Annotated in this window: 21 protein-coding genes and 1 tRNA gene; 8 read left to right on the plus strand and 14 right to left on the minus strand. The window is 66.0% G+C overall.

The window, feature by feature from the left end; all coding sequences use genetic code 11:
- Positions 1–139: 139 nt before the first annotated feature.
- The 5 genes from DFLDMN_RS06290 to DFLDMN_RS06310 are packed head-to-tail and all read right to left on the minus strand — an operon-like array spanning position 140 to position 6,045.
- Complete coding sequence (locus DFLDMN_RS06290) at positions 140–1,009, minus strand: NAD(P)-dependent oxidoreductase (protein WP_423197612.1); 870 nt, start codon at positions 1,007–1,009, stop codon at positions 140–142.
- Positions 1,006–1,491 carry a (2Fe-2S)-binding protein gene (locus tag DFLDMN_RS06295; protein WP_423197613.1) on the minus strand — a complete coding sequence of 162 codons (486 nt, stop codon included), beginning with the start codon at positions 1,489–1,491 and terminating at the stop codon, positions 1,006–1,008. Before DFLDMN_RS06295 ends, DFLDMN_RS06290 begins: the two co-directional genes overlap by 4 nt.
- Positions 1,488–2,348 (minus strand): FAD binding domain-containing protein, encoded by an 861-nt coding sequence (locus DFLDMN_RS06300; RefSeq protein WP_423197614.1) that lies wholly within the window; start codon positions 2,346–2,348, stop codon positions 1,488–1,490. Before DFLDMN_RS06300 ends, DFLDMN_RS06295 begins: the two co-directional genes overlap by 4 nt.
- Complete coding sequence (locus DFLDMN_RS06305) at positions 2,345–4,732, minus strand: xanthine dehydrogenase family protein molybdopterin-binding subunit (protein ID WP_423197615.1); 2,388 nt, start codon at positions 4,730–4,732, stop codon at positions 2,345–2,347. Before DFLDMN_RS06305 ends, DFLDMN_RS06300 begins: the two co-directional genes overlap by 4 nt.
- Positions 4,729–6,045, minus strand: coding sequence for an MFS transporter (locus DFLDMN_RS06310; RefSeq protein WP_423198339.1), 1,317 nt, complete (start codon positions 6,043–6,045; stop codon positions 4,729–4,731). The genes DFLDMN_RS06305 and DFLDMN_RS06310 overlap by 4 nt, the downstream gene beginning before the upstream one ends.
- 223 nt (positions 6,046–6,268) lie before the next feature.
- Here DFLDMN_RS06310 and DFLDMN_RS06315 point away from each other — a divergent pair, with 223 nt between their 5' ends.
- The 4 genes from DFLDMN_RS06315 to DFLDMN_RS06330 all read left to right on the plus strand — a co-directional run bounded on the left by DFLDMN_RS06315 (position 6,269) and on the right by DFLDMN_RS06330 (position 10,222).
- Positions 6,269–7,030: an enoyl-CoA hydratase/isomerase family protein gene (locus DFLDMN_RS06315; RefSeq protein WP_423197616.1), complete on the plus strand. Its 762-nt coding sequence runs from the start codon at positions 6,269–6,271 to the stop codon at positions 7,028–7,030.
- Entirely contained in the window at positions 7,027–8,013 is a 987-nt protein-coding gene (locus tag DFLDMN_RS06320; protein WP_423197617.1) for a Bug family tripartite tricarboxylate transporter substrate binding protein, read from the plus strand. The genes DFLDMN_RS06315 and DFLDMN_RS06320 overlap by 4 nt, the downstream gene beginning before the upstream one ends.
- Before the next feature lie 201 nt (positions 8,014–8,214).
- Positions 8,215–9,441 (plus strand): SGNH/GDSL hydrolase family protein, encoded by a 1,227-nt coding sequence (locus DFLDMN_RS06325; protein WP_423197618.1) that lies wholly within the window; start codon positions 8,215–8,217, stop codon positions 9,439–9,441.
- A gap of 37 nt (positions 9,442–9,478) precedes the next feature.
- Complete coding sequence (locus DFLDMN_RS06330) at positions 9,479–10,222, plus strand: TetR/AcrR family transcriptional regulator (RefSeq protein ID WP_423197619.1); 744 nt, start codon at positions 9,479–9,481, stop codon at positions 10,220–10,222.
- A gap of 164 nt (positions 10,223–10,386) precedes the next feature.
- On the opposite strand, the gene DFLDMN_RS06335 is transcribed toward DFLDMN_RS06330, so the two are convergent.
- The 6 genes from DFLDMN_RS06335 to cysS form a co-directional block, all read right to left on the minus strand.
- Positions 10,387–10,480 (minus strand) — tRNA-Ser (locus DFLDMN_RS06335).
- Positions 10,481–10,629: 149 nt separating this feature from the next.
- Positions 10,630–11,880 (minus strand): aspartate kinase, encoded by a 1,251-nt coding sequence (locus DFLDMN_RS06340; RefSeq protein ID WP_423197620.1) that lies wholly within the window; start codon positions 11,878–11,880, stop codon positions 10,630–10,632.
- A 320-nt stretch (positions 11,881–12,200) separates the two neighbouring features.
- Positions 12,201–13,622: a tRNA lysidine(34) synthetase TilS gene (gene tilS / locus DFLDMN_RS06345; protein WP_423197621.1), complete on the minus strand. Its 1,422-nt coding sequence runs from the start codon at positions 13,620–13,622 to the stop codon at positions 12,201–12,203.
- Between the two features lie 43 nt (positions 13,623–13,665).
- Entirely contained in the window at positions 13,666–14,637 is a 972-nt protein-coding gene (locus tag DFLDMN_RS06350) for an acetyl-CoA carboxylase carboxyltransferase subunit alpha (protein WP_423197622.1), read from the minus strand.
- Between the two features lie 112 nt (positions 14,638–14,749).
- The gene (locus tag DFLDMN_RS06355; protein WP_423197623.1) at positions 14,750–15,577 is read right to left on the minus strand and encodes a DNA-3-methyladenine glycosylase family protein; all 828 of its coding nucleotides are present in this window, start codon (positions 15,575–15,577) and stop codon (positions 14,750–14,752) included.
- Positions 15,562–16,950 (minus strand): cysteine--tRNA ligase, encoded by a 1,389-nt coding sequence (gene cysS, locus DFLDMN_RS06360; RefSeq protein WP_423197624.1) that lies wholly within the window; start codon positions 16,948–16,950, stop codon positions 15,562–15,564. The genes DFLDMN_RS06355 and cysS overlap by 16 nt, the downstream gene beginning before the upstream one ends.
- Positions 16,951–17,099: 149 nt before the next feature.
- On the opposite strand from cysS, the gene DFLDMN_RS06365 reads away from it, so the two are divergent.
- The 4 genes from DFLDMN_RS06365 (at position 17,100) to DFLDMN_RS06380 (ending at position 19,929) form a co-directional block, all read left to right on the plus strand.
- The gene (locus tag DFLDMN_RS06365; protein ID WP_423197625.1) at positions 17,100–17,840 is read left to right on the plus strand and encodes a tetratricopeptide repeat protein; all 741 of its coding nucleotides are present in this window, start codon (positions 17,100–17,102) and stop codon (positions 17,838–17,840) included.
- A gap of 88 nt (positions 17,841–17,928) precedes the next feature.
- The gene (locus DFLDMN_RS06370; RefSeq protein WP_423197626.1) at positions 17,929–18,534 is read left to right on the plus strand and encodes a peptidylprolyl isomerase; all 606 of its coding nucleotides are present in this window, start codon (positions 17,929–17,931) and stop codon (positions 18,532–18,534) included.
- Positions 18,535–18,568: 34 nt separating this feature from the next.
- Complete coding sequence (locus DFLDMN_RS06375; protein ID WP_423197627.1) at positions 18,569–19,069, plus strand: peptidylprolyl isomerase; 501 nt, start codon at positions 18,569–18,571, stop codon at positions 19,067–19,069.
- A gap of 86 nt (positions 19,070–19,155) precedes the next feature.
- On the plus strand, positions 19,156–19,929 hold the full coding sequence (locus DFLDMN_RS06380) for a UDP-2,3-diacylglucosamine diphosphatase (protein ID WP_423197628.1): 774 nt from the start codon (positions 19,156–19,158) through the stop codon (positions 19,927–19,929).
- A 180-nt stretch (positions 19,930–20,109) separates the two neighbouring features.
- Here the strand turns inward: DFLDMN_RS06380 and DFLDMN_RS06385 are convergent, their stop codons facing one another.
- The 3 genes from DFLDMN_RS06385 to DFLDMN_RS06395 all read right to left on the minus strand — a co-directional run bounded on the left by DFLDMN_RS06385 (position 20,110) and on the right by DFLDMN_RS06395 (position 24,910).
- A complete protein-coding gene (locus tag DFLDMN_RS06385) occupies positions 20,110–22,002 on the minus strand; it encodes a propionate--CoA ligase (RefSeq protein WP_423197629.1) in 1,893 nt (630 codons plus the stop codon).
- A gap of 67 nt (positions 22,003–22,069) precedes the next feature.
- Positions 22,070–23,113: a glycerophosphodiester phosphodiesterase family protein gene (locus tag DFLDMN_RS06390; protein ID WP_423197630.1), complete on the minus strand. Its 1,044-nt coding sequence runs from the start codon at positions 23,111–23,113 to the stop codon at positions 22,070–22,072.
- A 186-nt stretch (positions 23,114–23,299) separates the two neighbouring features.
- Positions 23,300–24,910: a transglycosylase SLT domain-containing protein gene (locus tag DFLDMN_RS06395; RefSeq protein ID WP_423197631.1), complete on the minus strand. Its 1,611-nt coding sequence runs from the start codon at positions 24,908–24,910 to the stop codon at positions 23,300–23,302.
- Between the last annotated feature and the right edge of the window lie 25 nt (positions 24,911–24,935).

Below are 24,935 nucleotides of genomic sequence, written 5' to 3' on the forward strand. Positions count from 1 at the left end.
CGCGGCGACACAGCGCTCGATGCGAGAACTGTGTCGCCTGCATGGGGAACGCCCCTACCCGCGCCCTTCGGCACGCCCTTCGGCACGCCCTTCGGTACGTTCTTCGGTACGTTCTTCGGTACGTTCTTCGGTACGTTCTTCAGCGCGCACTTCCGCATTGTCCGGGACCGTTCAAGGTGTAGTCGGCCATGATCGACCAGTCCCGATCGCCATGCCCCGCGTCAACGGCGCCGGCCATCTGGCCATGCACCGCATCCAGCATCGGCAGTTGCCTGCCTGACGGCTCCGCGGCCTCGCGTGCCAGACGCAGGTCCTTCAGCCCCAGTGATGCCTTGAAGCCTGGCTCATAGCGCTCCTGGGCGAGATTGGCCGCGTACACCTGATACGAGCGACTGCCAAACAGCGTATTGAGGATCAGGTCGAAGAACCGCGTCCTTGTCACGCCGTTGGACTCGGTGAGAACCACCGCTTCCGCCATGGCCTCGATCGCCATCGTGATCATCATGTTGCAGGCGATCTTGGCGGCATGCGCCATCGGCGGCGCCTCGCCCATGTCCCAGATACGCTTGCCGATCGCCTCCAGGATCGGCCGTACCGTCTTCAGTGCCGCCGGCGCGCCGGCCGCCAGCACATTGAGCTCGCCCAGCGCTGCCACGTCCGGGCGCCCCAACACCGGCGCGGCGACATACGCGACCCCTGCGTCCCGATGTCGCGCGACCAGTTCGCGCGAGAATGCCACCGAAATCGTCGATGCCACGATGTGCACCGTACCGGCCCGACCCTGCTCCAGCACGCGCGGCTCCACTAGCACGCTGCGGATCGCCGCGTCGTCGGACAGCATGGTCAGCACCACGTCGGCCTCAAACGCCTCCGCCGCGGTGGCGACATGCCGCACGCCCCCGAGATCGGAACCCGAGCGGTTCCATACGTTCACGTCATGGCCCGATGCCACAAGATTGCGCGCCATGGCGCGTCCCATGGCCCCCAGGCCGATTACCCCGACTTTCATGGCTTGACTCCCTCATTGTGCGCGGCACTGTGGATGGCTTCGACGATCGGCTCGTACGCAGTACAGCGGCAGAGATTGCCGCTGATCGCATGACAAATCTCGTCGCGTGTGGGCGATGGATTCCGTGCCAGCAGGTCCGCCGCCACGACGAGCATGCCGCTGGTACAGAACCCGCACTGGAACGCGTTGTGCGAAACGAAAGCCCGCTGCAAGGCGCCGATGTGCTCAAGGCCCTCGATCGTCCGCACATCGTTGCCGTCGATGGACGCCGCGAGCACCAGACACGCTTTTCTGACCTCACCGTCCAGCAGCACGCTGCACGCGCCGCAGTCCCCGGTCAGGCAGCCCACCCGGGCGCCCTTCGCGTCCAGCTGGTCGCGGATCAACTCGATCAGCAGCAGGCGGGGATCCGCCGCCACCGAGCGCGACTCGCCATTCAGCACCAGATTGATTGTCCTTGTAACGATATGGGTCGCGCTCACGCGTTCACCTCTTCGATGACAGCACGCAGATTGCGCCTGACTGCCGCGGGTACCACCGCGCGACGATAGGCAGCGTCTGCAAGTTCGTCGGTCCAGCCCTCGCCCACCAGCGCCACCATCTCCGCGACGATGGCGTCGACCCACTCATCGCCGCCATCGTGGCGCGGCGCCGGGAGGGCACGCGACACCACCACCGGGTGCGGCGTAGCGGCACCCACGGCGACACGGACCTGCGCCTGCTCGCCTAGCTGCGCCGCACACGCCACGGTCACGATGGGCCAGGAACTCGCACACGCCTTGTACTTCTGATAACGCCATACGCCCGAGCCGCGCGAGAGCGGAATCTCGATGTGCGTCAGCAGTTCGTCGGGCCGGCGTGCGGTGTGGAACGCGCCGAGAAAGTAGTCGCCCGCCGCCACGCTTCGCGTGCCGTCCGTGGAATGCAGCACCAACGAGGCTTGCAGGGCCGATACGCAAGCCGGCACATCGGACGCGGGATTGGCGAACGCCGCAGACCCGCCCAACGTGCCCTGGTTCCAGATCGACGGCCCACCCGTGACCTGTTCCGCCATCATGCGCAGCAGCGGCAGGTGTTCGGCCACGATGGGCGATGCCAGCAGCTGCGCGTAAGTCGTCATCGCGCCGATCCGCACATGCGTGCCGGTCAGCGTGATGGCATCCAGATGCAATCGCGACAGGCCGACGACATGCTTCCAGCGCACATGATTCGCCGACATGCTCGGCACCAGCATCGTGCCGCCGCCAAGCACGGTCACGTCCCCGGCGAACTGCCGCAGCAGCGCGGCGGCCTCGGTCAGGGAGGCCGGCTGATGAAACTCGAAGATCTCGCCGATCATGCATGGCTCCCGTTCAGCGCCCTATTCAGCGCCCTATTCAGCGCCGCGATGACGCGCGCGGGGGTCGCCGGAACGCATTCCAGCAACCCCTCGCTACCCAACGCATCCGCCACGGCATTGGACACCGCCGCGAGCGCGCCTCCCACGCCCGACTCGCCCGCGCCCTTCATGCCAAGGGGGTGAAACGGATTGGGCGTGGTGAGATGACCCACACGTATCGGCGGCAGGTCGTTGGCGCGCGGCAGCAGGTAGCTCTTGAAGCGGTCCGTGATCATGCGATGCGCATCGTCATACTTGAGCTCCTCCCACAGCGCCGTACCGATGCCCATGGCCACCGCGCCGCGCAGCTGTCCCTCCACCAGCAAGGGATTGATCATGACGCCGCAGTCATGGACCACCGCATAGTCGAGCAGGCGGGATTGGCCCAGTTCGGTATCGAGCTCGAGCGCCACCGCGTGCACCGAATAGGAAAACGTCGGATAGGTCGCGATGCGCCCCTGCGCGTCGGGCTCCACGCGAACATTGGCCGGCGCAAAGCTGCGCGTCACCTCGAGCGGCAGCACCACGTTGGCAGCCACCGTGAACGGCCGCAGATGTACCCCCAGCGCGATGTCGGCGATCGAGACCTTGTGCGCCGTATCGCCCAACCATGCAAAGCCGTCGCGCAGCCGCACGTCTTCCTTGCTGCCGCCCAGCATGTTGGCGGCACACTGCGCCACCTTGTCGCGCAGATCGCGCGCGGCAAGCAGCGCGGCCGTGCCGCCGTACATCAATGCCCGGCTGCTCGCGTTGCCCGTGCCCACCGGCGTGACATCGGTATCCCCCTGCGTGACCATCACCTGATCCACCCGCAGGCCCAGTTCACCCGCCACCATCTGCGCGATACCGGTGTCGCTGCCGCTGCCGGGCGACGTTACGCCCGTCAACACCTGAATATCGCCCGACGGCGTCAGACGCACCGTCGAGGTCTCGTAACCATTTGGGAAGTTGCCCGGGCGCGCTCCGCCCTCCGGCGTCAATTCAAACGCGACGCCGATCCCGATCCGGATCGGGTCGCCGCGTGTCTCCCGTGCCCGCGCGCGCCAGGCGTCGTAGCCGAACAGCGGCAACAGTTGTTCCAGCGCAGCCGGATAGTCGCCGCTATCGACGTTGAGCCCCGACGGCAGCAACCGTGGCAGCGCATCGCGCGGAACCAGATTGCGCCGGCGCAGCGCGACGGGATCGATCCCCATCTGCCGCGCCATCAGATCGATGGCGCGCTCGATGACGAGGTTGCCGATCTCTTTCCCGTATCCGCGAATGGCCTGCCATGGCGCATGATTGGTGATGGCCAGCGCGCACTCCACATCGCAGTTCCCGATCGTATAGACGGTCGGGAAGACGGCCGGCGTCACCAGCGCCATGGCCCAGCTATGGCCAGCCGCGATGATGCCTACATCCGCCAGAATGGTGTCGCGCCACCCGATCAGTCTGCCGTTCTCGTCCGCCGCGAGTTCGAACGCATGGTGCTGCGAGCGCGCCCCCGCGATCAGCGTTTCCCTCCGCTCTTCGACCCATGCTACCGGCCTGCCGGTCAGTTTGCTGAACAGCGCCACCAGCACTTCCTCGGGATGCCCGGCCATCTTCAGCCCGAACGTGCCGCCGATGGCCGGCGCCACGATGCGTACTTGTGTTTCCTTCACGCGCAGCGCAACCGCCAGCAGCCAACGGCTCGTGTGAGGATTCTGGAAGGTGCCGCTCAGCACGTAGCGCTGCGCGCGGCGATCCCACTCGCCCACATAGCAGAGCGGCTCGATGGGCGCGCTGGTCGATGGCGCGATGGTCATCTCGCCCCTCACGACATGCGCGGCGCGGCCGAAGGCGTCGTCCGCGTTGCCGGCGCGTATCCGGTCGCGCAGAAGCAGATTCGTATCCCAGCCCGGCTGTACGATCGGCGCGCCCTCGCGCAGCGCGTCACGGGCGCTCACCGTCGGCGTGTGCACCGCGTACTCGACGACCACCTTCGCGATGGCCGCCTGCGCCGCGTGCACCGACTCGGCCACAACCGCGGCCACCGGCTGACCGTAATACACCGCCCGGTCCACGGCAAGGCAGCGGCTTTGCAGGGGCCCGCGCGCACCGGCCGCCGGCAGCGCCATTGCCGCCGGCATTGCATCGCTCAGTGCGGCGGCTTCGGCGCCGGTCAGTCCGGCCACCACACCGGGCATGTCGAGCGCCGCCGTCATATCGATCGAGATGATCGAGGCATTGGCATGCGCGCTGCGTACGATGCCGAGGTGTAACGCGCCGGCCGGAATCAGGTCGGCGCTGTAGGCGACGCTTCCCGATACAAAGCGATCGCCATCGAGGCGCGTGACGCTGGCGCCTGGCACTGTCTCACTCATTCGATCCTCACCCGCTTCACGTTCACACATAACATCATGACCGCGCCACAGGCGAGCAACCCGGTCATCAGATAGAGCCCGCTGTTAAGCGTGCCGGTCCACGTCTTGAGCCAGCCCATCACGAATGGACTCACAAATCCCCCCAGCAGTCCGAGGCTGTTGATCAGCGCGATGGCGCCGGCGGCAGAGGGTGATCCCGCAAGGTAGTCCGACGCCATCGACCATAGCAGTGGCAGCGTCACGAAGACCGTAGTCGACGCCACGGCAAGCAGCACGAGCGTGGTCGTCAGATCGTGCGCAAAGGTCGGCAGCAACGCGAGGGCAATGGCGCCGACGACGGCGGACAGCGCGCCGTGGAGGCGTCGTTCCAGCATCCGGTCGGAACTGCGGCAGATCAGGACCATGCCGACCGCGGCGATGCCATAAGGAATCGCGGACAGCCATCCGATGTGCACGACGTCGACCGCGCCGGCTGTTTTCAGAACCGTCGGCAACCAGAAGCTCAGCGCGTAGGTGCCGCAGATAAACGTGAAATACGCAAAGCAGATCCGGTACACCTTGGGGTCGGTCAGCACCTCGCGCCACAGCCCGTGGGCGCCCGAATGGGCAGGCTCTCCGTCAGCCTTCAGTGCGGCGCGCAGCGCATCCTTCTCGGCGGCGGTGAGCCATCTGGCCTGCTCGAAACTGTCGTCGAGCGTGAACCAGACGACGAACCCGAGCAGGATGGCGGGCGCGGCCTCGACGATATACAGCCATTGCCAACCCGCGAGGTTCGCCACGTTCGCCATGCTCGACATCGCCCAGCCCGAGACGGGGCCACCGATCAACCCGGCAATCGGAAATCCGGTCATGAACAGCGCGAGGATCTGGCCGCGCCGGCTGCGCGGAAACCATGTGCTGAGGTAATACACCACGCCCGGAAAGAAGCCCGCCTCGAATACGCCGAGCAGAAAGCGCATGACGTAGAACTGCATCGGCGTGGACACGGTGGCCATGCAACAACCGATGATCCCCCAGCAGATCATGATGCGCGCGATGGTCCGGCGGGCGCCAATGCGCTGCAACAGCAGGTTGCTCGGCACTTCGAAGAGGAAGTAGCCGATGAAGAAGATGCCGGCACCGAGACCGTAGACGGCATCGCTGAAGCCCAGTTCCTCCTGCATCTGCAGCTTTGCAAAGCCGACGTTGATGCGGTCGAGGTACGCAATCACGTAACAGACGATCAACAGCGGAATGAGCCGCAACGCGACTTTTGTGTAGAGCGTCCGCGGGGAATCCCCTACCGACGCGGCGTCGACGCTCAGTTTCATCATGTCCTGTCTCCGTATCTTATGGTGTTGACTGATCGAACAGTCAGTAGCATAGGCAAGCCGATCCGCCATGGTCAAGCTGCCCGAGCGCAGGGGATTACCCTATGAATTTTGCTGTTGACTGATCAATCAGTCAGCTTCTACTATATCCGAACCGGGACGACTTTGCTGGTGCGCTCATCCAGCCTCGCTCTCGCTCTTCCATTCTTTGATCAGGGAACATCTCGTGAGTACTTTCGACGAATACGCAAACAAGTTCGAGACGATCCGCATGACGCGTACGAACGGCATCCTGGAGATGCACTTCCATCACAACGGCGAGCCGCTGGTGTGGAACCTGACCGCGCATCGTGAATTCGAGCAGGCCTTCCTCGACGTGGGACGCGACCGCGAGAACGACGTGGTCATCATGACGGGCACCGGCGATGCGTTCAGCGGCCCCGCCATCGAGCCGGGCAAGCACCAGAACCGCAACTCGATGACGCCCACGATCTACGACCCGATCTACTGGGAAGCGAAGCACCTGCTGATCAATCTGCTGAACATCGAGGCCCCTGTCATCAGCATCATCAACGGGCCGGCCGTGCGACACTGCGAGATTCCGCTGCTCGGCGATATCGTGCTGGCATCGGACACCGCAGTGCTGCAGGACACCGCTCACTTCCAGGGCGGCATGGTGCCGGGCGATGGCATGCACCTGATCATGCCGCTGCTGATGGGACGCGCCCGCGGCCACTACTTCCTGCTGACCGGGCAGTCGATTTCGGCCAACGAGGCCAGGGAGATGGGGCTGGTCAATGAAGTCATGCCGGCCGCCGATCTGCTGCCGCGCGCGCGCGAACTCGCCGAAATGATGCTGAAGCAACCGCGTCTGGTGCGGCGCTACACGCGTACCTGCCTGAACCAGGAGCTCAAGGGCCGCCTGCACGACGTGCTTGGCTACGGGCTCGCGCTCGAAGGCGTCGCGCGCATGAAGGAGCCGGCTTGAAACCGCTCGTCCGACTGGGCCTGATGGCCGCGGCGACGTATCTCGTTGCCGCAGGTAGCGGGGCGGCGGCGGCCGACGACGCGGCGCCCTTCCCTACGCGCCCGGTAAAGATCGTGGTGCCATACACGGCGGGAGGCGCGACCGACGCGGTCGCGCGCAGTCTCGCGAATCGGCTGGGCGCGGTGTGGAAGCAGCCGGTCGTGGTGGAGAATCGCGGCGGCGCATCCGGCATGATCGGCCTCGACTACGTGGCCAAGGCCGCGCCGGATGGTTACACGCTGGTGCTCGCGGATAGCGCGCCCTTCGTCATCCTGCCGGCACTCTACCCGAAGATGTCGTACGCGCCGCAGCGCGACTTCGCGCCGATCACCGTCGTGGCGCGCCAGATCCCGATACTGGCCGTCTCCGCGGCGGTACCGGCGAAGACTGTCGGCGAGTTTCTTGGCTACCTGAAGACGCATCCCGACACCGCTTACGGTTCGCTTGGCGCCGGCTCCTATCCGCATGTGGCGATGGAGCAGTTTCTGCTGCGCAGCAACGCGCGGATGCTGCACGTTCCGTACAAGGGCACGTCGCAGGTGGTCGCCGACATCATCGGCGGCCAGATCAGCGCGTACATCGGCACACTTGGCGCGTTCGAATCCCATGAAAAAGCCGGCAAGGTGCGCATCCTGGCCGTGGCGACGGACAAGCGCGTGGCCTTCCGCCCCGACTTGCCTACCGTGGCCGAATCCGGCGTGCCCGGCTTCGCGGTCAATATCTGGTTCGGGCTGGCCGCGCCGAAGGACACGCCACCCGCCGTGCTCGACAAGATCCATCGGGACGTGGGCACCCTGTTGGCGGACAAGGATTTCATCGATCATGCCCTGACACCGCAGGCACTGCTCCCCGGGGGTGACTCGCGTCGCGAATTTGGAGAACGCATCAAGACCGACACGGCACGCTGGGCCGAAGCGGTGAAACGCGCCAATATCAAGCTTTAACGCTCGCGAGCACGCTTCCATGAAACCCGCGCGTGCCGGCAAGCTTTCGTCTGTGGAAACGCGCGCCTTTGCTGCGGCCGGCATACGTGCCATCATGCGCGCGAATCGCAAAAGGTCGACGCGGCGCCTCGCGAGCGCCGCGTGAACCTGAAGGTCTCGCGCAAGCGGGATACGGTCGAGCAAGGTTAATCACCCGCAGCCATGGAAACTGATCAGACGGCGTGGATCGCCACCCCCATCACGGAAGCCATCGTCCGCGGTGCCGCGGAACTCGAGCAGACCGCGCGCGGCGTCAAGCCGCACCGCCTGCCGGCGCGGGCGCTTGCCCAGTCTGGCGACGCGCAGCTTGGCGCGGTGGAAAGCCAGGGCGCCGGTGTGCGGCTCGTGTTTCGCACACGCGCGACCGAGATCGAGCTTGCGGTGTTTCCTACCCGTCGGCACTACGCAGGCGTGCCGGCCAGACCGCCTGGCCGCTATGATCTACTGGTCGATGGCAAGCTTGCGCGGCAATGCACTGCGGACGGTGGGGACGCCATCACCATCGATATGGCCACCGGTGCGGCCTCCACGCAAGCCGGAGCCACGGCGCTCCTGACCTTCGCCGGGCTCCCGGACCACGACAAGCGTATCGAGATATGGCTGCCATATGGCGAGGTGACCGAACTCGTCTCGCTGCGTGCGTCGGCCCGGATCGACCCGGTCGAAGCGGACAGGCGGCCGGTATGGCTACATCACGGCAGTTCGATCAGTCATGGCTCCAACGCCGACAGCCCGACGTCGACCTGGCCCGCCATCGCCGCGCTGCGGAGCGGCACGGAGCTGATCAATCTGGGCCTCGGCGGCAACGCACTGCTCGATCCCTTCACGGCCCGGACGATGCGTGACACGCGCGCCGACCTGCTCAGCGTCAAGATCGGCATCAACCTCGTCAATCTCGATCTGTTGAGATTGCGGGCATTCACGCCCGCCGTGCATGGCTTTCTCGATACGATCCGCGACGGTCACCCCACTACGCCGCTTCTGGTCATCTCGCCGCTCTACTGCGCCATCCACGAGGATACGCCGGGGCCCGGCGCCTTCGACCTGGAAGCGCTCGCCGCCGGCAAGATCGCGTTCCGCGCCACCGGCGAGCCTGCGGACGTCCGGTACGGCAAGCTGACCCTGACTACCATCCGCCGCGAATTGCAACGCATCGTCCGGCAGCGGGCGGCGACCGATCCGCATCTTCATTATCTCGATGGCCTCGAACTGTACGGCCTCGAAGATCATGCCGAGTTGCCGATGCCGGATGGCCTGCATCCCGATGGCCGCGCGCATCGCCTGATCGGCGAGCGTTTCGCAACCCTCGTGTTCGGTGGCGACGGCGTGTTCGCGGGGACCTGTCTCCAAGCGGCGACGTGCGCTATCCTTCCACCCCGGAACCCATAACTGACTGATCAACCAAATAGCCTAGTGGGACGCATGCATGAAAACTACCCGCACACGAAAGCCCGCCGCTGACGATAGCCATCAGGAAGGCAAAAGCCAGGACGACGGGCGGCCACAGCCCGGGTCGCGTATCGCGGCCATTCTTAACGCCGCGGAACGCGTGTTTGGCACTCACGGCTATGCGGGCGCCAGCATGCGGCAGATCGCGGAGGAAGCGGGCGTCGCGCAGGCGCTGCTGCACTATCACTACGCGTCCAAGGACAGGTTGTACGAAGCCGTCTTCGAACGGCGCTCTTCGGCCATCAATCAGCATCGAGGACAGCTACTGGATGCGCTGTTTGCCGGCGAGACGCCCGCTACCGTCGAAGATGTGCTGACGATCGCCTTTACGCCGCTCTCCGAGATCTTCCGCGGCGAGGATGCCGAGAACCTTGCGCTGTATGTGCAGATGGTCGCGGCCATCAGTCTCGGCAGCGACGAGCGTTCGCGCAGGTTGCGCGAACAGTATTACGATCCGATCGCCGAGCGCTTTATCGATGCGATCCAGACCGTGTTGCCCGCGATCGCGCGCGAGGATGCTGTCTGGGCCTACCTGTTCTCCGTCGGCGCAAGACAGCAGGCACATGCGCTGAATGGCCGCGCCGAACGCCTTGGCGCTTCGGCACGCACACCGAAATCAACGTCCCACTACTCCGCACTGGTGCGATTTGCTGCTGCCGGCATCCGCGAAATGATCGCGGACGAGCCAGGGAAGCGTCCGCAGCGAAGCCGCAAGCGGTGACGCGGGTAATCGGCTCGTCCAGCGTCGCAACCTGCGCCGCCTTGGTCCGCTGACTCACGATCCCGATACCGGATGATCAGCGCCAGATTGCAACATCCCAGGCGCAAAAAACAAAACCCCGGAAGACCGCGATCTTCCGGGGTTCGCCGCCAATACAGATGTAGTGGCGGAGACGGAGGGATTCGAACCCTCGATCCAGGTTTTGGCCCGGATGCTCCCTTAGCAGGGGAGTGCCTTCGACCTCTCGGCCACGTCTCCCAAACTTGCGTTGTGCGAGGGAGCCGCACAACGAAGCGCGTATTCTAGCGAGTGCGCCTCAATCGGTCAATGACGAATCGATGACATCGACACATCTTCGCGACTGACAACAACGACGGACCCGCCAGAGGTCCTGCATCGCAACCGGATTACGCCTGATCCAGTTCGAACACCTTATGCAGCGCGCGGACGGCGAGCTCCATGTACTTCTCGTCGATCAGCACCGAGATCTTGATTTCCGAGGTGGAGATCATCTGGATGTTGATGCCCTCTTCCGACAGCGTGCGGAACATCTTGCTGGCGATGCCGACGTGCGAGCGCATGCCAACGCCCACCACCGACACCTTCGACACCTTCGGGTCGCCCGACACGCTGGCCGCGCCGATATGGGACTTCACGCCATCGTTGAGGATGGTCAGCGCGCGCTGGTAGTCGCCGCGCGGCACGGTGAAGGTGAAATCGGTCTTGCCGTCGACGGACTGGTTCTGGATGATCATGTCGACGTCGATGTTGGCATCGGCGATCGGACCCAGGATCTGGTACGCGATGCCCGGCTTGTCAGGCACGCCCAGAACGGTGATCTTGGCCTCGTCACGGGCAAAGGCGATGCCGGAGATGACGGCTGCTTCCATTTCAGACTCTTCCTCAAAAGTAATCAGCGTGCCCGAATGCATTTCCTGTTCGAGCGGCATCAGGGGGTCGGTCAGCGACGACAGCACGCGCGTCTTCACGCGATATTTGCCGGCAAACTCCACCGAACGGATCTGCAGCACCTTGGAGCCCAGGCTGGCCATTTCCAGCATTTCCTCGAAGGTGATCTTGTCCAGTCGGCGCGCGTCCTCGACCACGCGCGGATCGGTCGTGTACACGCCGTCCACGTCGGTATAGATCAGGCACTCGTCGGCCTCGATGGCGGCGGCGATGGCAACCGCCGAAGTATCCGAGCCACCGCGACCCAGCGTCGTGATGTTGCCCTCGTCGTCGATGCCCTGGAAGCCGGTGATCACGACCACCTTGCCGGCGTCCACGTCGCCAAGGATGCGCTCATCGTCGATCGACTCGATGCGGGCCTTGGTGTAGGCCGAGTCGGTCTTCACGGGGACCTGCCAGCCGGTGTAGCTGACGGCGTCGATGCCCTCGCCATGCAGCGCGATGGCCAGCAGGGCCACGCTGGCCTGCTCGCCGGTCGAGGCCAGCATGTCCAGTTCACGCGGGTTCGGCTGCGCCGAAATTTCCTTGGCAAGGCCCAGCAGGCGATTGGTCTCGCCCGACATGGCCGAAGGCACCACGACTACGCGGTGACCGGCGCGGTGCCACTTGGCCACGCGCTTGGCGACATTCTTGATGCGTTCCGTGGAACCCATCGAAGTGCCGCCGTATTTGTGAACGATGAGAGCCATCTTCTTGTCGACGCCAGCGATTGTGCAAAGCCCTTGAAAATACACGAACCGTGGCACTCCGGCAAGGTTGGGGCGGGGACCGGCCCGGTGGGAAGTGGCGGGCGCGGCCATTTTGACGGGGCCGGCTGGCGCGTGTCGGGCCATTTTTCCGGGCGCAATGGCCAGCGCATGGCCAGCGCATGTCCGGGGCAAGGCTCCGGGGCAAGGTTCCGGGGCGAGGATCTGGGGTCAGGTTAGGGGGTCAGGTTCGGGTCAGATCCATGCCAAGGACCAAGGAGGCAGGGTCGGGCAAGTTCGCGGGCGCGGGCTGTCGCCAGCCATCAAGGCACGACGGCCCCGCCCTCCCCATCCGCCACCCAGCTCACACGCCAGCGCGGGGCATGCGGGGCGTCGGCCGGCCAGCGCCGATGCATGCCGAGCCCGGCCGCCAGCACAAGCTGGTCGCCCGCCCATAACAGGGGCAGCCAGGCGCGCCGCCAGGCGGGGATGCCGGCCTCCTGATAAGCCTGCTTGAGCGCGCGCGCCGGCCCGCCAGGCCGCAGCACGATGCGTTCACCGCCGGTGCGGCCGGCCAGCGTCAACGGCCGGCGCAATACCGACTCCGGTACGCCAAACGTATCGTCCCGCTCGAAATGGAGCGCGCCGCGCCAGGGCGGCACGCGCAGGCCGGCCTCGCCCTGCCAGCGGAAGGTGAACGGCATTGGCGTTGCCTCCGGCACGGCGCGGCACGCCAGCACCCGGTCGCGAAAGCGACGCAGCACCAGGCCGTCATGCGCGATGGCCGGCGCGCCGCCAGCGCGTTCGATCAGTTGCGCGCGCATGGCCGCCAGCCGCGCCGTGGATGGCGGCTGCGCGCCAAGGTCGCGCAACCACGCGCGCAACACACCATCCGCGTGGGCCGGCGGCAAGGCGCGCAGGCCGGCAAGATCGAGCTCGGCCAGCGTATCGGCATCGCGCCCCGGCCCCGCAAGACGGGCGAGGTCGCGCAGCGCCATCTCGTCGAGCATGCCGGCGGCCTGCGCCAGGTGCGCGGCGGCCTGGGCCACGTTGTCGGCCAGCGCGGGAAACGCGGCCTGCAGCGCCGGCAGGTGCGTGCGCAGCGCATTGCGCGCAAACCGCGTATCCGTGTTGGACGGATCCTCGATCCAGCGCAGGCCGTGCTGTTGACAATAGCGGTCGATGTCGGCGCGGCTCACGTCGAGCCAGGGCCGCAGCAGCCGCACGTCGCCAACGGCGTCGAGCGCGCGCGTGGCGGGCATGCCGGAGAGCCCCGCCACCCCGGCGCCGCGGAACAGTCGCAGCAGTACGGTTTCCACCTGGTCGTCGCGATGATGGGCAAACAGCAGCAGGCTGGCCCCGGCGGCGCGGCACATGCGGCCCAGCGCGGCATAGCGCGCGCGCCGCGCGGCCGCCTCGATACCCTCCCCGACCTCGCATTGCACGTGCACGCGCTCGGTGCGAAGCGGCACGCGCCAGTCGGTACACAGGCTCGCGCAAAAACGGTCCCAGTCGTCCGCCTGGTCCTGCAGGCCGTGATGCACGTGCAGCGCGACCACGCGCGCGGGGAGTGCCGCCGCGAGCGTGGCATGCAGCAGCGCCACGGAATCGCGGCCGCCCGATAGCGCCACCGCGACCACGGGCGGCACCGCAGTCGACACCACAGGCGACCCCCGGGCGGAAACAACAAAGGCCGCACCGGCTTCGACAGCCTGTGCGACCTTTTGCGGGAGCTGCGCGGTCATGCGCAAGGCGGAGGCATGCTCGCCGTCCGCCGCGGCAACGCCGTCATTCGGTGGCGCCGGTTTCCTTGAACTTGCCATAGGCAAGCAGGCGCTCGTGCCGACGTGCCTGCAACTCCTTGACGCTCATGCCCTGGAACTGGCGCAGCGATTCCGCCAGCGAACGCTTGAGCATGGTGGCCATGGCCTTGGGATCGCGGTGCGCACCCCCCAGCGGCTCGTTGACGATCTTGTCGATCAGGCCGAGCGCCTTCAGACGATGCGCGGTCAGGCCCAATGCTTCCGCGGCCTCGGGCGCCTTCTCGGCGGTCTTCCACAGGATGGAAGCGCAGCCTTCGGGCGAGATCACGGCGTAGGTGGCAAATTGCAGCATCTGTACCACGTCGCCCACGGCAATCGCGAGCGCGCCGCCCGAACCGCCTTCACCGATGATGGTGGCGATCAGCGGCACCTTGAGACCGGCCATGACATACAGGTTGTGACCAATGGCTTCCGACTGCCCGCGCTCCTCGGCATCGATGCCCGGGAACGCGCCCGGCGTATCGACGAAGGTGAAGATCGGCAGGCCGAACTTGTCGGCCAGTTCCATCAGACGCTTGGCCTTGCGGTAGCCCTCGGGCTTGGACATGCCGAAGTTGCGCAGTGCGCGCTCCTTGGTGTCGCGGCCCTTCTGGTGACCGATGACCATGCACGCCTGACCGTTGAAACGGGCCAGGCCACCCACGATCGACAGATCGTCGGCAAACGCGCGGTCACCGTGCAATTCGTGGAAATCGGTAAAAATTTCCCGCACGTAGTCCAGGGTGTACGGACGCTGCGGGTGGCGGGCGATCTGCGCAACCTGCCACGGGCTGAGGTTCGCGTAGATGTCCTTGGTGAGCTGCTGGCTCTTGCCGGCCAGCCGCGAGATTTCTTCGGAAATATCGACTGCCGAATCGTCCTGCACAAAGCGCAGTTCTTCGATTTTTGCCTCAAGCTCGGCGATCGGCTGTTCAAAATCCAGGAAGGTGGTTTTCATAGAAACACGGACCTGTCTGTGAAGGGGCGCATTCTACCGGAAAAAGCAGGGAATCCGGCCGGCTCCTGAGTTTATCATTCACCACTTTTGGCCAAATACTTGGCCGCCCAGGCTAGTAGGTCACCGGTAACGGGTCGAGGCTGCGCCACATATACCACGTTGCCACCGTGCGCCATGGCTCCCAATTGGCGGCCACTTCGCGTGCCTCGCTCCGGGTCACCGGCTCTCCGCTGAAGTAATTGGCGGAGATTGCATTGATCAGGCCAACGTCGTCGAGCGGCAACACGTTGGGCCGCATCAGGTTGAACATCAGGAACATCTCGGCCGTCCAGCGGCCAATGCCGCGGATCTGCGTCAGCTCGGCAATCACGGCCTCGTCGTCCATCGCCGCCCATTCCTTGACATGGACGCTGCCGGCCTTGAAATGTTCAGCGAGATCGATGATGTATTCGGCCTTGCGGCGCGACAGCCCGCACGTGGCAAGCTGCTCGGGGCCGGCCTTGAGGAACTGGGTCGGGGTCAGGCGCGGACACATCGCGACCAGCCGCTCCCACACCGCCTGGGCCGCCTTGACCGAGATCTGCTGCCCCACCACCGAGCGCGCCAGCGTGACAAACGGATCGCCGCGCGAGATCAGGTGCGCGGGGCCGTAGGTCGGGATCATCTTGCGCAGGATGCGGTCGCGCTTCATCAGGTCCGCGCAGGCTTCGTCCCAATAGGCGGGACGTACGGCGTCGACCACGGTCTCGACCGGCAGCGGCATGCTCGCCGCCTCGGGCAGCGTGCCCTTGACCACACGGCCGCCACCCTTCGCGTCCTTGCTTTCCTTGCCGGCACCGATGGCACTGGAGGCCGCACGGGTTCGCCGCCCGGTCTTGACCGGCGGCTCCGCGGAAGGCTTGCTGGGCTTGCGCGCGGCAGCGTTCAAGCACGCCTCCACTCGGTCGCACCGCCTGGCTTGTCTTCGAGCACGATGCCCGCCGCCAGCAGTTCGGCGCGAATACGATCGGCCTCGGCAAAATTGCGCTCGGCCTTGGCGGCCTTGCGCGCCGCGATGCGGGCCTCGATCGCTTCCGGCGCCAGGCCGGCGGGCGCGCTGCCGCCCTGCAGGAAGGTGTGCGGATCGCGTTCGAGCAGGCCGAGCGTACCGGCCAGTCCCTTGAGCTGGCGTGCGGCCGTGGACGAGCCGGTGCGATTGATCTCACTGGCCAGATCGAACAGCACGGACATGGCGATAGGCGTGTTGAAATCGTCGTTCATCGCGTCCGCAAAGCGCCGCGCATGCGGTTCGTCCCAGTCGACGGCGCAACCGCCCGGCTGCGCTTCCTTCAGCGCCGTGTAGAGACGCGTCAGGGCATGGCGCGCATCGTCGAGATGGGCGTCGCTATAGTTCAGCGGACTGCGATAGTGCGCGCGCAGGATGAAGAAGCGCACCACTTCCGCGTCGTATTGCTTGAGCACTTCACGGATCGTGAAGAAATTGCCAAGCGACTTCGACATCTTCTCGTCGTTGACGCGCACAAAGCCGTTATGCATCCACATGTTCACGAACGGCTTGCCGCTGGCACCCTCCGATTGCGCGATCTCGTTTTCGTGGTGCGGAAACTGCAGGTCGGCGCCGCCTCCGTGGATATCGAAATGCTCGCCCAGCAACGTGCAGCTCATGGCCGAGCACTCGATATGCCAGCCGGGCCGGCCCATGCCCCACCTGGAATTCCATTTGCTCTCGGGCGGCTCCGATTCCTTGGCCGACTTCCACAGCACGAAGTCGAGCGGATCCTGCTTGGCATCGTTGGCCACCACGCGTTCGCCGGCGCGCAGGTCTTCGAGCGACTTGCCGGACAGCTTGCCGTAGCCGGGGAACTTGCGCACCGAGTAATTGACGTCGCCATCGCTGGCCTGATACGCCAGGCCGTTGGCCTCGAGCTTCTCGATCAGGTTCAGCATCTGCGGTACGTAGTCGGTGGCACGCGGCTCGTGGTCGGGCCGGATGATGCCGAGCGCGGCCGCATCCTCATGCATGTACTGGATGAAACGCGTGGTCAGTTCGCCGATCGTTTCGCCGTTCTCGGCCGCGCGGCGGATGATCTTGTCGTCGATATCCGTAATGTTCTGCACGTACGTGACGTCGTATCCCGCCGCGCGCAGCCAGCGATGCACCATGTCGAACACCACCATCACGCGCGCATGCCCGACGTGACAATAGTCGTACACGGTCATGCCGCACACATACATGCGGACTTTTCCCGGTTCGATTGGCACGAAAGGTTGCTTCTCACGCGCGAGCGTGTTGTAGATGTTCAATTGCTGCATGAAAGGAAGTGAGTGGTGGAACGGCGGTCGAGCGCGGCCCCTATCTTACCGGAACGGCCCGCGGCCGGTGGTGGCGCCGCGCCGTCGTGCAGCGCTGGGCGTCTTGCCGCTTTGCTAGAATGCCGCGGAGTATAACGGACCACTCTTACATGAGCCTGCCTCTGCCCACCCCGACGGCCGCGCCGCGCCGCGCGAACCGCCTTGCTCCCCGCCACACGCTTCGCCTTGCCGCGGTGGCCGGTACGTTCGCCGTGCTGATGGGCATGGCCGTGCCACCCGCCGCGGCACAGAACGGCCCGCTGTCCCTCACGCCGCCCGCCGCCCCGCCGAGCGGGCCGATCTCGAAGGACCCGGGCATGGTGCCGGCCCAGAAGGCCGTGCAGGAGAAGCGCTACGGCGACGCGGTGGAAGCGTTCGATCGCGTGCTCGCGGCCAATCCGCGCAACGCGCAGGCCCGCTTCCAGCGCGCGTGGTCGCTGGCCCAGGCCGGCCGCGAGGACGATGCCATCCGCGCCTTTGCCGAAATGGCGCAGGACTTTCCCGAACTGCCGGAGCCGCACAACAATCTCGCGCTGCTCTATGCCAAGCGCGGCGATCTCAAGCGCGCCGAGGCGGAACTGCAGCTCGCCATCGAGGCCAGACCCGATTTCGCGCTGGCCTATACGAATCTGGGCGATGTGTACCGGCGCCTGGCCGAGCAGGCTTACGCGGAATCGCTGCGACGCAATCCCGGGGATGCCCACGCGGCCAGCGCGCTGAGCCAGATTCGCCCGTCCGCCACCTCGTCGCCCACCTCGTCGCCCACCTCGTCCGCCCCGGCGGCCGACGCCCCCGCCTCGGCCCCGGCCGCGGCGCCCCGACCCACCAGGCGCACACCAGAAAAGCGCTAAACCATCTTTGTCCCGCATCAAGCGATCGCGCCGGTGTCCGCCGCAGGCTCACCGGTGACCTATCCTGAAGAACCTCGGAGTTACGTTCATGACCGTTTCCCGCCGTATCGTCCTGGCCACCATGGCCGCTGCCGCCCTCGCCCTGTCCCCGTTGTCCGCGTTCGCGCAGGGGGCGTCCGCGCCTGTCACGGAGAAAACCGAGCGCGTGCAGTTCGTCACGAGCATGGGCAAGTTCACCGTGGAGGTTTACCCCGATGCCGCGCCGAAAACGGTGGCCAACTTCCTGGAGTACGTGCGTAGCGGTTTCTACGCCGGCACCACGTTCCACCGCGTGATCAACGGCTTCATGATCCAGGGCGGTGGCTTCGATCGCGACATGAAGGAAAAGCCGACGCGCGCGCCGATTGCGCTCGAATCGCAGAACGGCCTCAAGAACAAGGTCGGCATGGTCGCCATGGCCCGCACGTCGAACCCGAACTCGGCCACGGCGCAGTTCTTTATCAATGTGGTGGATAATCCGAACCTCGACTACCCGCAGCCGGACGGCAACGGGTACGCCGTATTCGGCAAGGTGGTGGAAGGCATGGACACGGTCGAGAAGATCAAGTCGGTGCCGACCACGGCCTACGGTTCGATGCGCAATGTGCCGGCCGCCCCGGTCATCATCGAATCGGCCACCATCGTCACCAAGTAATGCCGGTGCACCCGGCTACGAACAGAGGAATACCATGAGCAAAGTTCAGCTGCAGACCAACCAGGGCAACATCGTGATCGAACTCGATGCGGAAAAGGCGCCCAAGACCGTGGAAAACTTCCTCGCCTACGTGCGCAAGGGTCACTACGACAACACGATCTTCCACCGCGTGATCAAGAACTTCATGGTCCAGGGTGGCGGCTTCGAACCCGGCATGAAGCAGAAGGAAACCGATGCGCCGATCGACAACGAAGCGGCCAACGGCCTCAAGAACGACCGCTACACCGTGGCCATGGCCCGCACCAACGCGCCCCACTCGGCCACGGCCCAGTTCTTCATCAACGTGGTGGACAACGACTTCCTGAACTTCACCGCGCCCACGCCGCAGGGCTTCGGCTACGCGGTGTTCGGCAAGGTGGTCGAGGGCACCGAAGTGGTCGACGCCATCAAGGCCGTGCGCACCGGCAGCTCGGGCTTCCATCAGGATGTGCCGCTGGAAGACGTGGTGATCCAGAAGGCCGTGGTGCTCGAGTAAGCCAGGCACCCTGTACCTGTACTGACTGCCGACCCATGGGCTGATCGCGGCATGCTGCTTTCCATGACCTATCGTTGCCAGCGCGCATGACCGCCAGCCCCGACACGCCGGTGGCCGCACCGATCGAGGTGCCGGCGCCGGCGTGGTTTATTTCCGACCTCCACCTGACCCAGGACATGCCCCGCACGCGGGCGGCGTTCGAGCGCGTGCTCGACGACGCGGCCTTGCAGGCGCGCGCGCTGTTTATCCTGGGGGATTTCTTCGAATTCTGGGTGGGCGACGAGGAAGTCGACGCCCCGTTTGCGCGCGATATCGCGGCCGCCCTGCGCGGCCTCCACGCGCGCGGCGTGCCGGTGTACCTGATGCACGGCAACCGCGATTTCCTGCTCGGCCAACGCTTTGCCGCCGCCGCGGGCGCCACGCTGTTACCGGATCCGTGCGTGATCGTCTGCGCCGGCCGGCGTGTCGTACTGAGCCACGGCGATGCCCTGTGCACCGACGATGCCAGGTACAACCGCTTTCGTCACTGGACGCGCAAGCCCTGGATTCAGCGGTTATTCCTGTCCCTGCCGCTCACCACCCGCCTGGGCGTGGCGCGCAAGGTGCGCGCCACCAGCGAGGCCGGCCGCCGGCGGCAGATCACCTATGGCGATGCCACGCCCGCCGCGGTGGAGGCATTGCTGGACGCCAGCGCAACGCACACCATGATCCATGGCCATACCCACCGTCCGGCCCGCCATCGGCATGGCGACCGCGAACGCTGGGTGCTGACCGACTGGGATCTCGACGGCGACCATCCGCGCGCGGCCGTCCTGCAACTGGACGACGCGGGCTTTACGGTGTTGCCGCGCGTAGCCTGAGGCTTGGCGCGCGACGCGCGCCGGAAGGACGGCAACCCCAACCGGGGTGCCCCATCACCCGTGGCAATCACGCGCGGCAATCACGCGCGACAATCACCCGCGACAATCCCCCCGCGACCAGCACCCGCAACCACAGCCGCGCCAACACCGGCGCCAGCACCCGCCACCGTCACCTCGACCTCAGCCCGCCATCGCGCCTTTCACCTGATCCAGTGCGGTCGGATCCTCGATCGTGGTCAGGTCCCCTGCATCGCGCCCTTCGGCCACGGCCTGGATCGCCCGGCGCAACAGTTTGCCGGACCGCGTCTTGGGCAGGGCATTGACGAAATAGACGCGTGCCGGCCTGGCCACGGCCCCGAGCTGCTGGTCAACGGTCTTCATCAGCTCGGCCTCCAATGCCGCGCGGTCTTCCGCGGTGGCGGTACGGGACGCATCGCGCGCCACGCAGAAGCCCAGGGCGACCTGCCCCTTGAGCGCGTCCTGGACGCCGACCACCGCGACCTCCGCCACGCCCGCATGCGACGACAGGCTTTCCTCGATCTCGCGCGTGCCGAGCCGGTGACCGGCCACGTTGATGACGTCGTCGGTACGGCCAAGGATGAATACATAGCCGTCTTCATCGCGCACGCCCCAGTCGAACGTCGAGTAGCAGCGCCGGTTTGGCACCGCCGACCAGTACGTCCGCACAAAGCGCTCGTCATCGCCCCATAGCGTGCTCATGCAGCCGGGCGGCAGCGGATAGTCGATCGCGACCACGCCCTTCTGCCCCGGCGCGCACTCCTCGCCGGTGCTCTCGTCGACGATGCGGAGGTCATAGCCATAGGCCGGCACCCCGGGCGAGCCGAGCTTGGCGGGCAGTGGCTCGATACCACGCTGGATCGCGATGATCGGCCAGCCCGACTCGGTCTGCCAGTAGTTGTCCACCACCGGCTTGCCGATGCCTTCCTGAATCCAGCGCGCGGTCGGCTCGTCGAGCGGCTCGCCGGCGAGAAACAGCAGGCGCAGGCTCGACAGGTCGTAGCGGCGCAGAAACGCGGGATCCTGCTTCTTCAGCACGCGAATCGCAGTGGGCGCGCTGAACATCAGGTTGATGCCGTACTCTTCCACCAGCTGCCACAGGATGCCGCCATCGGGACGAATCGGCGTGCCCTCGTACATGACCGTGCACATGCCGGCCAGCAGCGGCGCGTAGACGATATAGCTGTGTCCCACCACCCAGCCGATATCGGAGGCCGTGAACATGGTGTCGCCGGGCTTGCCGCAGAAGATGTACTCCATCGACGTGGCCAGTGCCACCGCATAACCGCCGGTATCGCGCTGCACGCCCTTCGGCTTGCCGGTGGTGCCCGAGGTGTAGAGCACGTACGACGGCTCGCTCGACTCCAGCCATACACAGGGTACCCCGGTGCCGGCCACGCGCTCGCGCCACGCGGCATAGTCCTCGTCGCGTCCGGCCACCAGCGGCATCTCGGCGAGCTTGCGGTCGACCAGCAACACCCTGGACGGCCGATGCGAAGCCAGGCGGATGGCTTCGTCGAGCAACGGCTTGTAGGGCACCACCTTGCCGGCGCGGGAGCCTGCATCGGCGCTGACAATCACGCTGGGGCGGGCATCGTCGATGCGCGCGGCCAGGCTGACCGAGGCGAAGCCGCCGAACACCACCGAGTGGATCGCGCCGATGCGGGTGCAAGCCAGCATCGCGAACAGCGCTTCCGGGATCATCGGCATATAGACCAGCACGCGATCGCCCTTGCCCACCCCGAGCCCCTGCAGGATGGCGGCCATGCGCGTGACCTCCTCATGCAGTTGAGCGTAGGTATAGACGCGGCGCTCGCCGGTCTCGGTCGACACATAGATCAGCGCGCGCTCGTTGGCGCGCGCGGGCAGATGACGGTCGATGGCGTTGTGGCAAAGGTTGGTACGCCCGCCGACGAACCAGCGCGCGAACGGAGCGCGGCTGCGGTCGAGTACCTGCTCGAACGGCGTTTCCCAATCGATGCGCGCCGCCTGCTCCGCCCAGAAGCCCTCCGGGTCGGCCAGCGAGCGCGCGTGCATGGCACGGCTTGCCGTCATGGTGTGTCTCCTCCGCCTGTTTTGTGTGCCGCGCCGCCCCGGTACGAGCGCCGTCGCGGCCGACTGGCTATTTCACCGCGGGACAGCCCTGCGGCGTCTCTTTCAGCTGCGCGCGGATCGCGTTCATCTGTGCTGGAGAATCTACCATGACTGCATCGAGTCCAAGCCGCATCGCGCGACAATAAGCGGCCTTGTCGTTTACCCCGAATGCCACCAGGTTGACGGCATCGCGCGCGCGATAGCAGGCCACCGATTTCGGCGTCCAGAACGACGCGGTGGTCTTGGTCACGCCCTGGCCGAGCGTGAAGTGCTCGATCACGTCCACCGGGCGGCGCAGTTCGATGCCGGCCCAGCGTCCCGTACCAGGCGGATCGCACACTCCCGAGAGCGTGACGTCGAGCAGGCGCTGCCGCGTGGCATCGCGCGATTCGAACACGCGCGCCTTGGGATAGCGGCCGAACGTGGTCTGGTATGCCGCCTCGGTCGAGTAGATCAACACGCGGCCCCATGCATCTTCCGCATCGAGCACGCGTGCCACGGCCTCGGTCTGGGCTTCGGCGGGCATCGCCTTCATGTCGAGCACGACTGGCACGTTGGGAGGAATCTGGCGCAGCGCCTGCTGCAGCGACGGGATGCGCACCGGTTGGGTCCGGTACGGATAGCGCCGGGTACCGGTGGCATCGGTTTCGGCAAAGTGCCAGCCGACGTTGAGCTGCTGCAGCTGCGCGAACGTCCTGCTGGCCACCGACTCGTCGCCGCCGGCCGCGGCAGGCGGCAGTTCGGTCAATGCCGACAGCTTTGCCGGACGGTACAGGACCGGGATGCCGTCCGCGCTCAACTGCACCGACAACCAGATCATGTCCGCCTGGCTGGCCAGTGCCGCATCGATGGCGACCAGCGTGTTTTCCGGGCGATCGGCGGTGCCGCCGCGATGCGCGATCAGCAGCGGATAGGTCGGTTCGGGCTTGCGCACCACCGGCGCCGCCTGCACGCTCGCCGCGGCCGAGGTTGGCGATGTGCCCGGCGGCACGTTGATGGTGGGAGAACACGAGGCGGCCATGGTGACGCTCGTGGAGGACAACAGGGCCAGCGTAATACGCCTGCGCGACATGATTCGCTCCTGAGGACAAAGGTCACCCTGAGAGCGAATCGCATGCAGGACAGTGCCGCGTTACGAGGTGCGCCGAGGCATTTGCTTGATCCCGATCAACTGCGGCACGCAAGCGATCGCCGTTTCCTTATGAAACCACGGCACGACGATCGCAGGAGAACGATCGAGACGGCACTGCCGACCGCCCTACCGCGTCCTGTGCTTGCTCGCACTCGCCTTCGGCGCCGCCTTGCCCTGGCTGCCCTTGCTCGCCTTGTGCGACGACGGCTCCGCCGCGACGCGCCTGACCGGCTCCGCGCGGGCCTTGCCGCGGCCGACCGCCCTGACGGCGCGGGCGCGCGGTGCCGGATCGCGATCGCGCGCGGCCACCGAGGGCCGCACCATCAGCACCAGGCTCTGGCCGGACACCAGCTTGGTGCCCGACAGCTTGTTCCACGCCTGGACCTGCCGCACCGTCACGCCATAGCGGCGTGCCACCGTGGCCACCGTATCGCGGCGGCCAGCCCGCACGACGATGCGCTTGGCATCGGGCACATCGGGTTCCACCGCCAGCATCGCGGTCTCGGCAAGCGAGGCGCTGATGTCCTGGTCGTGGCGACCCGTGCGCGGAATCATCACCGTGGAGCCGGCCTTGAGCCGCATGCCCTTGGGAATGCGGTTGATCTCGCGCAGCGTGTCGGGATCGACGTTGAGCCGGGCCGCCAGCGATTCCACCCGCTCGCGGCTGTCCACGGTCACCGCGGTCCAGCTCGACAACCCGCCCCGGTAGGTGTTGAGGTTGTACTGGAAGCGTTCGGCGTTATCGAACGGCAGCAGGATCTGCGGATTGGCCGCGCCCAGGATGACGGGCTTGTTGAACGACGGGTTCAGCGCCTTGAATTCGTCGAGCGGCATGTTGGCCAGCTTGGCGGCCAGCGACACGTCGATATCGCGCGACGTGGTGACCGTGACGAAATACGGGTGATCGGGAATCTCGGGCAGCTTCACGCCATACGCGGCCGGATTGGCGATGATGTTCTTGACCGCCTGCAGCTTGGGCACGTAGTAGCGTGTCTCGTTCGGCATGGTCAGGCTGGCGTAGTCGGTGGGCAGGCCACGCGCCTGGTTGCGGGCAATCGCACGCGACACCGCGCCCTCACCCCAGTTGTACGCCGCCAGCGCGAGGTGCCAGTCGCCGAACATGTCGTAGAGCCGCGCGAGATAGTCCAGCGCGGCATCGGTCGAAGCCAGCACGTCCCGCCGCTCGTCGCGGAACATGTTCTGCTTGAGGTTGTACGACTTGCCCGTACTGGGGATGAACTGCCACATGCCGGCCGCCTTGGCCGTGGATTCCGCCTGGGGATTGAACGCGCTCTCGACGAACGGCAGCAGGGCCAGCTCGGTTGGCATGTTGCGCCGTTCGAGCTCCTCGACGATGTGATACAGATAACGGCTCGACCGGCCGACCATGCGCTCCATGTACTCGGGGCGCGCCGCATACCATTGCGTGCGGTCGTCGACCAGTGTGCCTTCCAGATCCTGCATGGCAAAGCCGCGGCGGATGCGGTCCCAGATGTCGGTCGACCGGGTCTGCATCCAGTCAACACTGGCTTCGTCCACGTTGATCACACTGCTGCCCGACAGACTGCCGGCCTTACCGGTGCTGTTAAGCGTATTGAGCGGGTCCTTCTTGCTGCTGCTATCCACCAGAGCGGTCGATGCGCCGGCAGCTTCGCCGGTGGGCGGGGTCGGCGTGCTGGCGCAGGCTGCAAGCAGCGCGGCACACGCAAATACCGCCAGAAGTCGACCAAATTTCATTAATTTCTCGGAAAGTGACGCCAAA

It is taken from the genome of Cupriavidus sp. H19C3, assembly GCF_049393815.1.
Taxonomy (GTDB): domain Bacteria; phylum Pseudomonadota; class Gammaproteobacteria; order Burkholderiales; family Burkholderiaceae; genus Cupriavidus.

Bases quoted from the DNA above. Each gene is read 5' to 3' on its own strand.
- DFLDMN_RS06290 (WP_423197612.1), bottom strand. From the start codon at position 1,009: ATGAAAGTCGGGGTAATCGGCCTGGGGGCCATGGGACGCGCCATGGCG.
- DFLDMN_RS06300 (WP_423197614.1), bottom strand. From the start codon at position 2,348: ATGATCGGCGAGATCTTCGAGTTTCATCAGCCGGCCTCCCTGACCGAG.
- DFLDMN_RS06305 (WP_423197615.1), bottom strand. From the start codon at position 4,732: ATGAGTGAGACAGTGCCAGGCGCCAGCGTCACGCGCCTCGATGGCGAT.
- DFLDMN_RS06310 (WP_423198339.1), bottom strand. From the start codon at position 6,045: ATGATGAAACTGAGCGTCGACGCCGCGTCGGTAGGGGATTCCCCGCGG.
- DFLDMN_RS06325 (WP_423197618.1), top strand. From the start codon at position 8,215: ATGGAAACTGATCAGACGGCGTGGATCGCCACCCCCATCACGGAAGCC.
- DFLDMN_RS06330 (WP_423197619.1), top strand. From the start codon at position 9,479: ATGAAAACTACCCGCACACGAAAGCCCGCCGCTGACGATAGCCATCAG.
- DFLDMN_RS06340 (WP_423197620.1), bottom strand. From the start codon at position 11,880: ATGGCTCTCATCGTTCACAAATACGGCGGCACTTCGATGGGTTCCACG.
- tilS (WP_423197621.1), bottom strand. From the start codon at position 13,622: ATGACCGCGCAGCTCCCGCAAAAGGTCGCACAGGCTGTCGAAGCCGGT.
- DFLDMN_RS06350 (WP_423197622.1), bottom strand. From the start codon at position 14,637: ATGAAAACCACCTTCCTGGATTTTGAACAGCCGATCGCCGAGCTTGAG.
- cysS (WP_423197624.1), bottom strand. From the start codon at position 16,950: ATGCAGCAATTGAACATCTACAACACGCTCGCGCGTGAGAAGCAACCT.
- DFLDMN_RS06365 (WP_423197625.1), top strand. From the start codon at position 17,100: ATGAGCCTGCCTCTGCCCACCCCGACGGCCGCGCCGCGCCGCGCGAAC.
- DFLDMN_RS06370 (WP_423197626.1), top strand. From the start codon at position 17,929: ATGACCGTTTCCCGCCGTATCGTCCTGGCCACCATGGCCGCTGCCGCC.
- DFLDMN_RS06375 (WP_423197627.1), top strand. From the start codon at position 18,569: ATGAGCAAAGTTCAGCTGCAGACCAACCAGGGCAACATCGTGATCGAA.
- DFLDMN_RS06380 (WP_423197628.1), top strand. From the start codon at position 19,156: ATGACCGCCAGCCCCGACACGCCGGTGGCCGCACCGATCGAGGTGCCG.
- DFLDMN_RS06385 (WP_423197629.1), bottom strand. From the start codon at position 22,002: ATGACGGCAAGCCGTGCCATGCACGCGCGCTCGCTGGCCGACCCGGAG.
- DFLDMN_RS06390 (WP_423197630.1), bottom strand. From the start codon at position 23,113: ATGTCGCGCAGGCGTATTACGCTGGCCCTGTTGTCCTCCACGAGCGTC.
- DFLDMN_RS06395 (WP_423197631.1), bottom strand. From the start codon at position 24,910: ATGAAATTTGGTCGACTTCTGGCGGTATTTGCGTGTGCCGCGCTGCTT.